The sequence below is a fragment of the Amorphus sp. 3PC139-8 genome (assembly GCF_040750475.1).
Lineage (GTDB): Bacteria > Pseudomonadota > Alphaproteobacteria > Rhizobiales > Amorphaceae > Amorphus.
Genome location: NZ_JABJVY010000030.1, coordinates 55,776 through 65,658, shown reverse-complemented (window position 1 = coordinate 65,658; position 9,883 = coordinate 55,776). Strand labels below are relative to the sequence as shown.

Sequence of the window (9,883 nt, the reverse complement as noted above, 5' to 3'; positions counted from 1 at the left end):
CTGCCACTTGCGGCCCTCGCATGGGCCGCCCTCTTTCTCGGCGAACCGGTACCGCCCCTGGCCATCGGATGCGCCGTTGTGGTGTTCGCTGCGATGCTTGTTTGCCTGCGCAGCCGTATCCCACGCTAAATCGATGGAGACGGTTAAATCTACTCACGCAGTCCCGGGCTTCTACCTACCGACAATCCGCACTGACCCGACGATGACACCCTCTATGTCCTGAGCGGGTTCCATTTCGTGAACCGCCTCGGCTACTTCATCGCCGAGCAGTCCCGATCGCCGAACGCCGTGATCGAAGTGCCCGTCGACTGACCGCTGCCGCCCGTTAACGAGCGCCGCTCCGGCGGCGCTTTTCGTCTGCCTGCACAAACCAGCCCCATCCCGGTACCCCCCACACAGCGCGACACTCTCGCCTCGACTGAGTGTTCGGTCGCGGCATCCGCCGCCGTCCCGTCTCATCCCTTTGCGGTTGCCGTCCCTCAGATGGGTCCGCGTCTCTGCCGGACGGCGCCTCGCCGTCAATGCGCGGCCCGCGCCAGCCCCCGTGTTGCGCATGACGGCTCCGGCTCATCCCGCCCGGCCTGTCGATCCGCGTCCTTCGGGACGGACAACCAACTTTGAAAGGATCGAGACATGGGACTGGATATGTATGCCTTCGCGACCGAACAGCAGATCGCCGACGAGGTCGACTTCAGCGCCGAGGGCGCCACGGAGATCTTCTACTGGCGCAAGCACCCCAACCTGCACGGCTGGATGGAGCGGCTCTACGGCGAGAAGGGCGGCGCGAGCCCCGTCTTCAACTGCGTCAACGTGCAGCTCACCGCAGCCGACCTCGACCGGCTGGAGGCCGACATCAGGGCGGGCGCACTGCCGCACACCGAGGGCTTCTTCTTCGGCGCATCGGACGGCTCCGAGACGGAGGGCGATCTCACCTTCGTCGCCAAGGCGCGCGAACTCATCGAGGCCGGCGCCACCGTTTTCTACACATCGTGGTGGTAGCCAGGTCGCCCACGACGAAGCCGCCTCTCCGGAGGCGGCTTTCGCGTGCGGGGCTCTGCAGGACGGGGGGCCGTCTTCTTGACCGGACGATTGGCGCCCGCAGCGTGCCGACGATGTTGTTTCCTTATGCGCTCGCCTGCAAATGGCGCCTGACATCGTCGGGCAGGCGAATGCGCCAGCCCATCAGCCGCGCATCGAGCGGCCAGTCCTCGGCAATCCCGAGACAGCGCTCGGGGTCCGGCCCGAACATATTCTGACGGACGAAGGCGTCGAAGGTCAGCCCGCACCGCCTGGCGCGGGTCACGGCGTCGTCCAGCTCATCCGGCGGCAGGGCGAAGGTGAACTCGTACAGCCCCGCTTCGATGCGGACGCTCACTGGGTCTTGGGATGTCGTCATCGGCGATGATCCTCCATGTGGGTTCCTTCCCTCTTCTAGACTCGACCACAAGCGCCTCACCTGACGAGGCCACCCACGTCCACTTCGCTCCCGGCGATGGTCTCGGCGTCCGTCGATGTCTTCCCCCCTTCCGCTGGTTCCGGCGTCGCAAGCGGCCTTCTTCACTGGGCGAACCTGCGTCCGGCGCCGCCCGGCGCAACGCGTCGTCGCGGCTTTCTTCCCCGCCGGCTGCGCCGGCTTCCTCGCGCGGCAACAAAGCCGCGCCTCCGCGTCCTCCGCTGCCGCTGCGGCCTGACGGTGCGCTCGGGACGGCTCGGCCGTCCGCCTTTCGTCGCCCATGAAGGCCGCGGCGACGCGGCACGGAACCAACGCAAGGAGAAAAGCCATGAACCGACTGACCGCCATCGACACCCTCGCCGAGCAGAGCTGGGACGCGTTCGTCATCGAGGTGGAGGACGCGCTAATGATCGAGAGCGGCGAAGAGCTCGGCCCGGACCACATGCACGACATCGCCGCCGCCTACGACGCCGGCCTGTCCCCGTGGAGCTGCGTGATCGCGATGCTGGACAGCAACCCGCGGCTTCGCCAGCGCGCCGCCTGAGCCAAGCCGCCCCGCCGACGGCCCACGCCGTCGGCGGGTCGGCAGAGTGCCGTCCGCCGAAAGCAACCTGCCATCCCCCACCAGGCGGTCGCCCTACCGCCGGCGACGGTGATGCACGAGCATCGCGGCCACGGCCGCCGCGACGATTCCGAACATGCTCAGACATTTGAACGGCGGCGTCTGCGCCGCCACCAGACCGGCCACGTTCGCCGCGCCGGCGAGCCCCAGGATCACATATGTCCACACGCGCCATTCCCTTCGTTGGTTTCTCATCCGGGGGCTTATGGCGGCGCCCAATAGGTCGTAGCCTGACCGGGAGACAAGGCGCGTTGGGGGCCGTTGTGTGTGGTAGAAGGTGATTGAAACTTGTCGGTGGGGTTCATCTCGGCTAGTATTCCGTTGGTTCCGATAGTGATTAACTCACTGCTCTGTCAGTATGAATCTTGCTCTCGCTGGAAGTTGGCCCCATAAGGGGGTGAGTAGAAGTGTAACTTCAGTAGGGAGGCAAGATGGATGTTGTACCCCAAAAAGTCTTGAATCGAGGCTCCCCAGGGAGCCGTCGAGAGTTTTTGGGGTACAACAATTTCCGCGACATTCGACCCCCTCACGGGGTCTCAAGCGCCGTCAATCTTGCTCTGCGAGGCCTGCCCGCCGCACGCGGAGGGCGCCGCTGATGGCCCGCCCGCCGCTCAAGCCGGAAGAGCGCCGTACCGAGTATCTGCGTGTCCGGCTCACCCCCGTCGAGAAGCGCGACCTTGAGCGCGCCGCCCAGGAGGTCGGCGTCACCATGGCCGAGTACGCCCGTGCCATGCTGACCGGCAAGAAGCCCAGGGCCAAGCCGCCGCGCGAGCGCGCCATGACGGCGCTGCTCTACGAACTGTCCTCGATCGCCACGAACCTCAGCCAACTCGCCGACGCGACGGGCATGACCACCTACGAGGACTGGGCGAAATATGTGGGGGGCCAACTTGTGGAGGCGGTGTCAGGGCGGACCGACCTGACGCCGGTGATCGACGCGCATCTGGAGAAGATCAACGCCGCCGGCCATTGGGTGAACGCGCTGGCCCGTCGCGCCAACATGGGCAAGGAGCTCGACCTTCAGGAGGTGCACGACGCGCTGACCGCCGTGCAGAAAGTCCTGAAGCCGATCCACGACGCGGTGTCGCAGCCGCCGCCGGAGACCGGGGCGCCCCCGGACGGGAGAGATGCGGTTTAAGGTGCCCAAGCGCCAGCCGGAGAGCTTCAAGGCCTCCAGCCTCTACCTGGCCGGTCAGGTCAAGGGCCTCTCCCCCGACCGCGTCGAGTTCGTCGAGGGGCGCAATCTCTACACCACCGATCCGCGCGCCGCGGCGGCGGTGATGGAAGCGACGGCCGCTAAGAGCCGCCGCTGCAAGACGCCCGCCTACCATTTCATCATCACCTTCGATCCGAAGGACGCCGAGGCCGGCAAGGTGACCCAAGAGGTCAAGCGGGACGTGGCGCGCAAGGTGCTCGACGACATGGGGCTGAGCGAGCATCAGGCGCTGGTCTATTCCCACAAGGACACCGACCACCCGCACTTGCACTTTCTGGTCAACCGCATTCATCCGACCCGCCACAAGGCCCATAGCCGGCACCGGGACGGCACCCGCTTGGCCGAGATCGTCCAGACGCGCGCCCGAGAGCTGGGGCTCAACGTGCTGCGCAATCGCGAGTACGGCCGCGAGCACGAGATCGACAACGAGCCGAACCCGACCGATGCCGAATACTGGCAGGCGAGGCGCGAGGATCGGGAGGCCCGCACGCGCTTCGGCAAGGGCCGCATCGTCGGCCTGCGCGCCCTGCTGCGCGACGACTTCTGGCAAGCCGGCTCGTGGAAGGATCTGACGCAGCGTCTCAACGACAAGGGCCTCACTCTGGAGATGAAGGGCCGAGGCCTCATCATCACCGACGGCGAGGGCTACGCGAAGCTCTCGGAGTTGGGTAAGGGCGTGCGGCGCGACCGCCTCCAGGCCCGCTTCGAGCAGACCTACGGCAACTTCCTGATCGAGCGGGCACGCGAGCTCGCGCAACGGCGCGAGGCCCCCTCCGGCGTCGACACCGAAGGAATGACGCCCGCCGAGAAGCGGACTGTCGAGCGGCTGATGAACGACGATGCCCTGCCGCCGAGGCAGAACCCGGTGGAGCGGCTCGACCAGCTCGACATGGACTACCGCTACTGGTCGGAGATCGACGCCGCCTACCGTCGGGGGCGCAACCGGATCGACTATGCCAAGCGCCAGGAAACGTATCTTCAGGAGCGGGAGAATACGAACACGGAATGGTTCCGCAAGCGCACCGTCAGCCTGCTGCGCATTCTCGACGGCGTCTATCGCGATCCCTACGCGGCCAAGAGCGCCTGGGACATTCTGGAGCGGACCCATGGCGAGGCCGAGGCCGAACGCATGGTGAAGGAGAACCCGCTGGTGCTGGGCGAGGCCCGCGGCACCCGCATCGGCGAATGGCGCGATCCGGAGAGACAGGAGGCCAAGCGCCTGTCCCGCTACCTCGGCGCGCGTCGCCGCAAATGGCGTGAGGCCAAGAACGATCTGGACCGGACCCGCGTCCAGCTCGAACGGGCGCGGGAGCGGAAGAGCCGCGCGATCCACGATTACCGGATGCTTCAAGGCGTGGCGGGCACGCCCGAAGAGCTGCGCAAGATCATGATCCGCAAGATCGCGGCGCGCTCACGCGCGCTGGAGCGGGTGACCGAACAGGCGATTCGTCGGAGCCGCTTCGCCGACGAGCGCAAGGAGCAGCTTCACCGCGCCTATCTGCGCGCCAAGGAACGCAGCCTGGAGCGGCAGCGTAAGCGCGAGCGGCAGAAGGCACTCGGGCTGGAAATCGACATCGACTAACGGTCAATGCCGCCAACCAAATATTGACGATGTTTGGTTGGCGGCCAACAATAGGCATGTAGGAGGAACCCGCCATGCACGTGTCGCTGACCCCGAAGCTCGAAGAGTTGGTCCGCCAGAAGGTGGAAACCGGCCTCTATAACAATGCCAGCGAGGTTATCCGCGAGGCGCTGCGCCTTCTCGCCGAACAGGACGAGGTGTACACCCTCAAGCTTGAACAGTTGCGGAACGCGCTGGCGGCAGGCGAGGCCAGCGGCCCGCCCAGAGAGCTGGATTTCGAGGTCTTGATCGAGGATGTGGAAAGCGAGGCGATCGAGGATCGCAACGCTTGAGCGACTCGCGCAAATACCTGATCCGGCCCAAAGCGGAAGAAGACCTGAGGGACATCGGCCGCTACACGCGCAAAACCTGGGGCCGGGAACAGACGCGACGATACCTCCGGGCGATTCACGACAAGCTGCAACGCCTGAGCGAGACCCCGGAGATCGGCGCGGCGCGCGACGAGATCGCCGAAGGCTATCGTAGTGCCAGGGTCGGCCACCACTTGGTGTTCTACCGCATCGACGGTGACACCGTCGTCGTCCGTGTCCTTCACGAGAGCATGGACCTGCAATGCCGCCTCGACCACTCGATCAAACGCGAGCGCGGATACGACCGAAACCGATAGGCCATGCCAGCGGTCAACGCCGGCACCGCGCCACGTTCCAAGAACGATTTCATCAATTCACCCTTTCGTTATTTCTGGATTGGAAGACCCGGCGCTCCGGGCGGCCTCAGCCGGACGGCTCAGGCGCCGCTGGAACACCGCGTCGGCGTAGTAGCGGATCTTCTCCGCGAGGATCGGCCGGCAGCCCTGCACGAAGACCAGCATGCGGCTGTCCGGCAGGAGCGTTACCTCGGACGGCGAGAGCAACGGCCGGCCGGTCTCGCTCTCCCCTTCGCTGTAGGCGTGCACCAGACCGAGCAGCGGCAGCCGCCCCGAGCGGCCGCCGCTATGCACCTTCACGGTGCGCTGGCCGAGCATGCTGGAGAGCATGCCGGCGGTGTCGGGGTCCTGGACATTGAAGGCCTGACGCACGGCGCAGTTGGCGATCATCGAGCGCCACTTGCGATAGGTTTTCTGGAGCTGGTCGAGATCCTGCACGAACAGCCAGAGCCGCACGCCGTACCCGGCGAGATAGCCGATGCCATCCTCGATCGGCCGCATGCGCCCCAGGGCGGGCAGCTCGTCGAGCAGGAACAGAACCGGCGTGTCCGGGACATGCGTGTTGCGGCTCATCGCCGCCGTGGCGATGCCCACCATCAACCGCATGAAGGGCTGATAGGACGAGACGTACTCCGGCGGCACGATCACGAAGACCGAACAGGTCCGATCCTTCATCCGCTCGAAGTCGAAGGTGGTCTTGGCGGTCATGGCCGAGAGCTGCGGGCTCTCGAAGATCGACATGCTGTCCTGTGCGGTGGAGACGACGCTTGAGCGCTCGCGCTCCTCCTTCTGCGAGAACCCCTCGGCGATCCGCGCCGCGGTCGCGCTCTCGGAGCCCTGCATGCCTTCGAGCACCTTCACGAAGCCCTCATCCGACCGCATCAACATCACCCGCAGTTGGTGGAGTGTCCGGAGCTCGGGCTCGATGTCGCGGGCGAGGTGAAGCAGCATCCCCATGATCAATGTGCGCGCCTCGCGCTCGAAGTGATCCGCCTCATCCGCCTTCGCCGCGACGATCATCTCCGCCATCAAGCGGGCATCGTCCACCTCGCTGGCCGTGCCGACCCGGATGAAGTCCAGCGGGTTGTAGAAGGCGTTCGAGATCGTCGGATCGAAGGGCGCGAAGACCACCACGCGGCCGATTTCCGCGCGGTAACCGCCGGCGATGCGATGGTTCTCGCCCTTGATGTCGGTGACGAAGACCGAGCCCGGATGATCGAGCAGGTTGGGCACCACGGCGCCCACCCCCTTGCCCGAGCGCGTCGGCGCGAAGGTCAGGAGATGGCCCGGCCGGTCGTAGCGCAGGAACCGGTCGCCGCGCTTGCCGATGATCGGCCCCTTTGAGGTGAGCAGCCCGGCCTGGCGCAGCTCCTTGCCCCTGGCGAACGAGGCGGAGCCATAGGCTTGTCGCGGCCGGCGGGCATACCGCCACAGGCCGAGAAAGACAGGCAAGCAGACCAGAAGGGCAAAGCCGGTGATGATCGCCGCCCCGAAAGGCGTCTGGGCCGCATAGTGGAGAAAGAGATAGAGTCCCGCGAGGATGATGACCCATTTCGGTAGATCGAAGACAGCGAACCGCAGCGTCCGCCACAATAGACGAATGAATGACATGACAAATGTCCCTCCTTGTATAACCGAGGGTTTATGTCATGCGTCGAAAATTATTTTGCTGACGTCTGGAAATCGGAATGGATAATAAATAGAATAGAGATGTCGCCGGATCCCGTTCAATGTCCCTGTGACTTGTATAACCAGCGGGATTCGACGACATTATTTATTTGGTAGCATCGTTTTCAATTTGCAAACCCGTACGTTTAGCGGGTTGAAGATTTCGTCATTTATACAAATAATGAATAGATTACCCCTTACGCGCCTTCACCAGATCGAAGCCTTCCTTGAGCAGGTCCACCATGGACATGCCGTGAATGGCGGCGTGCGCCTTGAACTCCCGGTGAAACTCCGCCGGCACCTTGAAGTTGAGCGGCTTCAGGTCCGCCGCCTCCGACCGATCGAGATTGTCGAGCGTCTCGCTCAGCGCCGGCGGCGCGCCTTTGGTCGTGCGTTGGGGTGGGGCGATCTTCGTCATGCTATGCGGCCTCCCGTTTGCCGTTGGTTTCGATCAGGTCGACGACCTCCTGGACGAGCGCATCGGCCCGCGTCTTGAGCGAGGCGAAGCGCGTTTCGGTCAGCGCCCGGCCCTCGTCGCTGGCGCGGCGATAGGCGGTCTTCTCAGGCAAAGTCGTCATGAGGCAGCGATAGCCGCCCTGGGCGATGTAGGCGCGGGCCTCGTCGAGCTCGGCCTCGCTGTCACCGACACGGCTCAGCACGAAGGCGATCCGGCCCGCGTCGATGCCGGCCTTGCGCAGCTCGTGGGCGAGCAGCACGGACGGCTCCAGATCGTCGAGCGCCAGTCCCGTGGGCAGCAGAACGAGATCGCTCGCTTCCGCGATCTGCCGCGTGCCCATGCTCGCATGCGGCGGCCCATCGAGCGCCATCAGGTCATAGGCGCCGGCCGCCTGCATGGCTTGCGCCACGGTGCCGAAGCGCTCGACCGCGACCGGCGGCTCCAGTTCGTTCTGGAGGCGGCGCGCCTGCCAGCTGAACGCGGTGCCTTGCTGGATATCGAGATCGGCGATCTTCACCCGCCAGCCGGCCTGCGCGTACTCCCGCGCCACCAGACGCGCCAGCGTACTCTTGCCGACCCCGCCTTTCTGGGAAACAACTCCAATAATCAATTCAAACTACCTTTTATTTGTTTTCTTAAATATACAATTCAGTAAATCATCAATTCTTCCTTTCGTCAATTTCCATAAGTAAATATAAAAAGGAGGATTACTGAATAAAGACACCCGTGTTCAGCTTTCTGGATCAAATCCGCCACGCACACGATGCGGCGGAGCTGGAGCATCTGTTTTCTCTTGCGCTTGCCGATCTGGGTTTTCGGGAGTGGGCCTATCAGGTTGTTCATGCGGATACCATCGTCGACGAAGAGCCTCTCATCCTCACCACCTATCCGGAGGCATGGCACGCCCACTACGCCGCGAGCGGCTATCACCTGATCGATCCCGTCGTGCGTCTCGGCCCGCGCCAGGTCACGCCGTTCCAGTGGAGCGCGCTCTCCTTCGGCATCGAGCCGACGCCGGACCAGCGGCGCATGTTCGACGAGGCCGAGGAATTCGGCGTTGCGGAAGGCGTCGGCATTCCCATTCACGGCCCCAACGGCGCGCTCGCCATGGCCTCCATGGTGTCCGACGAGGCGCCCGAAGCCCTGACCCGGCTCTTAGCCCGCTCCGGCCATGAGGTGCATCTGATCTCGCTGGCCTTCCACAATGCGCTGCGCGACCTCGGGGGCTTCGGCCGCGCCCGGCAGGCGCCGATGCAGCTCTCCGCGCGCGAGCGCGAATGCCTGCTCTGGTACGCCAAGGGCAAGAGCATGTGGGAGATCGCCGCCATCCTCAGAATCAGCCGGCGCACCGTCCACTACTACATGGAGAACGTCCGCCGGAAGCTCGGCACCGCGAACAGCATGGAGGCGGTGCTGCGTGCGACGATGAGCGGGCTCATCAACCCGTGACGGAGTCCGTGCCCCCGTACGTTTACCGGGATGACAAGTCCCGAGCTTTCTCCCTCTATGGACACCACGAGGAACCAAGGGAGGAAGACATGTGCTGTCCATCATATCGCAAGAGAACGCCCATCTGCATTGGGACGCGCTGGCGTCCATGCACCAACTCCGCCGTCAGGTCTTCAGCGAGCGTCTCGGCTGGGGCGTGAGCGTCATCAACGGCCTGGAGCTCGACCAGTTCGATACCCCGGACGCCCACTATCTCGTCCACCGGGACGCCGAGGGCCGCGTCGACGCCTGCACTCGGCTTCTGCCCACGACCGGCCCCTATCTGTTGGGCGACGTCTTCGCCAACCTGATCGACGGAGAGCCGCCGCGCGATGCCCGTATCTGGGAGAGCACGCGCTTCTGTGCCGATCATGGCCGCGCGCCCCGCAGCATCGCCGCCCTACTCATGGCCGGGATGCTGGAGTTCGGCGTCGATCGGGGGCTGAGCGCCTATGTTTCCGTCTCCGACGTTCGGATGGAGCCAATCATGCGCCGGGCCGGCTGGGATCCCCAACGTATGGGCGGCACGGTGGAGACCGGCACCGACACCGCAGCGGCCGAGCGGCTGACCGTCTCACGAGAATATCTGTTCCGCATTCGCAAACGCGCCGCCGTCGATGGCAACGTCCTAAAAAACCTGCACGAGCTCGGGCGGGAGGCGGCTGTTGCGTAGCAGGATGGCCCGCCAAGT

The 9,883-nt window shown here is 64.9% G+C and carries 13 protein-coding genes; 8 read left to right on the top strand and 5 right to left on the bottom strand.

Annotated elements, in window-relative coordinates; genetic code table 11:
• Positions 1-633 precede the first annotated feature (633 nt).
• Positions 634-999 carry a phosphoglycerate kinase gene (locus tag HNS03_RS22015; protein ID WP_367198206.1) on the top strand — a complete coding sequence of 122 codons (366 nt, stop codon included), beginning with the start codon at positions 634-636 and terminating at the stop codon, positions 997-999.
• 124 nt (positions 1,000-1,123) lie between these two features.
• On the opposite strand, the gene HNS03_RS22010 is transcribed toward HNS03_RS22015, so the two are convergent.
• A complete protein-coding gene (locus HNS03_RS22010; protein WP_367198205.1) occupies positions 1,124-1,396 on the bottom strand; it encodes a hypothetical protein in 273 nt (90 codons plus the stop codon).
• A 385-nt stretch (positions 1,397-1,781) separates the two neighbouring features.
• On the opposite strand from HNS03_RS22010, the gene HNS03_RS22005 reads away from it, so the two are divergent.
• The gene (locus tag HNS03_RS22005) at positions 1,782-1,997 is read left to right on the top strand and encodes a hypothetical protein (protein WP_367198204.1); all 216 of its coding nucleotides are present in this window, start codon (positions 1,782-1,784) and stop codon (positions 1,995-1,997) included.
• Positions 1,998-2,090: 93 nt separating this feature from the next.
• On the opposite strand, the gene HNS03_RS22000 is transcribed toward HNS03_RS22005, so the two are convergent.
• Positions 2,091-2,243 carry a hypothetical protein gene (locus HNS03_RS22000; RefSeq protein WP_164516654.1) on the bottom strand — a complete coding sequence of 51 codons (153 nt, stop codon included), beginning with the start codon at positions 2,241-2,243 and terminating at the stop codon, positions 2,091-2,093.
• Between the two features lie 427 nt (positions 2,244-2,670).
• Between HNS03_RS22000 and HNS03_RS21995 the strand changes: the two genes are divergently transcribed.
• From HNS03_RS21995 to HNS03_RS21980, 4 genes are all read left to right on the top strand, one after another.
• Complete coding sequence (locus HNS03_RS21995) at positions 2,671-3,213, top strand: hypothetical protein (protein WP_367198203.1); 543 nt, start codon at positions 2,671-2,673, stop codon at positions 3,211-3,213.
• On the top strand, positions 3,203-4,873 hold the full coding sequence (locus tag HNS03_RS21990) for a relaxase/mobilization nuclease domain-containing protein (protein ID WP_367198202.1): 1,671 nt from the start codon (positions 3,203-3,205) through the stop codon (positions 4,871-4,873). Before HNS03_RS21995 ends, HNS03_RS21990 begins: the two co-directional genes overlap by 11 nt.
• A 74-nt stretch (positions 4,874-4,947) precedes the next feature.
• A complete protein-coding gene (locus HNS03_RS21985) occupies positions 4,948-5,205 on the top strand; it encodes a type II toxin-antitoxin system ParD family antitoxin (protein WP_367198201.1) in 258 nt (85 codons plus the stop codon).
• Positions 5,202-5,540: a type II toxin-antitoxin system RelE/ParE family toxin gene (locus HNS03_RS21980; RefSeq protein ID WP_367198200.1), complete on the top strand. Its 339-nt coding sequence runs from the start codon at positions 5,202-5,204 to the stop codon at positions 5,538-5,540. The genes HNS03_RS21985 and HNS03_RS21980 overlap by 4 nt, the downstream gene beginning before the upstream one ends.
• 57 nt (positions 5,541-5,597) lie before the next feature.
• Here the strand turns inward: HNS03_RS21980 and HNS03_RS21975 are convergent, their stop codons facing one another.
• The 3 genes from HNS03_RS21975 to HNS03_RS21965 all read right to left on the bottom strand — a co-directional run bounded on the left by HNS03_RS21975 (position 5,598) and on the right by HNS03_RS21965 (position 8,314).
• Positions 5,598-7,190, bottom strand: coding sequence for a type IV secretory system conjugative DNA transfer family protein (locus tag HNS03_RS21975; RefSeq protein WP_367198199.1), 1,593 nt, complete (start codon positions 7,188-7,190; stop codon positions 5,598-5,600).
• A 247-nt stretch (positions 7,191-7,437) separates the two neighbouring features.
• Positions 7,438-7,665, bottom strand: coding sequence for a hypothetical protein (locus tag HNS03_RS21970; protein WP_367198198.1), 228 nt, complete (start codon positions 7,663-7,665; stop codon positions 7,438-7,440).
• A gap of 1 nt (position 7,666) precedes the next feature.
• On the bottom strand, positions 7,667-8,314 hold the full coding sequence (locus tag HNS03_RS21965) for an AAA family ATPase (RefSeq protein WP_367198197.1): 648 nt from the start codon (positions 8,312-8,314) through the stop codon (positions 7,667-7,669).
• Between the two features lie 116 nt (positions 8,315-8,430).
• Between HNS03_RS21965 and HNS03_RS21960 the strand changes: the two genes are divergently transcribed.
• Both HNS03_RS21960 and HNS03_RS21955 read left to right on the top strand, forming a co-directional pair.
• On the top strand, positions 8,431-9,153 hold the full coding sequence (locus HNS03_RS21960) for a LuxR family transcriptional regulator (RefSeq protein WP_367198196.1): 723 nt from the start codon (positions 8,431-8,433) through the stop codon (positions 9,151-9,153).
• Positions 9,154-9,244: 91 nt separating this feature from the next.
• Positions 9,245-9,865: an acyl-homoserine-lactone synthase gene (locus HNS03_RS21955; RefSeq protein ID WP_367198195.1), complete on the top strand. Its 621-nt coding sequence runs from the start codon at positions 9,245-9,247 to the stop codon at positions 9,863-9,865.
• Positions 9,866-9,883 lie beyond the last annotated feature (18 nt).

Bases quoted from the DNA above. Each gene is read 5' to 3' on its own strand.
- HNS03_RS22015 (WP_367198206.1), top strand. From the start codon at position 634: ATGGGACTGGATATGTATGCCTTCGCGACCGAACAGCAGATCGCCGAC.
- HNS03_RS22010 (WP_367198205.1), bottom strand. From the start codon at position 1,396: ATGACGACATCCCAAGACCCAGTGAGCGTCCGCATCGAAGCGGGGCTG.
- HNS03_RS22005 (WP_367198204.1), top strand. From the start codon at position 1,782: ATGAACCGACTGACCGCCATCGACACCCTCGCCGAGCAGAGCTGGGAC.
- HNS03_RS21995 (WP_367198203.1), top strand. From the start codon at position 2,671: ATGGCCCGCCCGCCGCTCAAGCCGGAAGAGCGCCGTACCGAGTATCTG.
- HNS03_RS21990 (WP_367198202.1), top strand. From the start codon at position 3,203: ATGCGGTTTAAGGTGCCCAAGCGCCAGCCGGAGAGCTTCAAGGCCTCC.
- HNS03_RS21985 (WP_367198201.1), top strand. From the start codon at position 4,948: ATGCACGTGTCGCTGACCCCGAAGCTCGAAGAGTTGGTCCGCCAGAAG.
- HNS03_RS21975 (WP_367198199.1), bottom strand. From the start codon at position 7,190: ATGTCATTCATTCGTCTATTGTGGCGGACGCTGCGGTTCGCTGTCTTC.
- HNS03_RS21970 (WP_367198198.1), bottom strand. From the start codon at position 7,665: ATGACGAAGATCGCCCCACCCCAACGCACGACCAAAGGCGCGCCGCCG.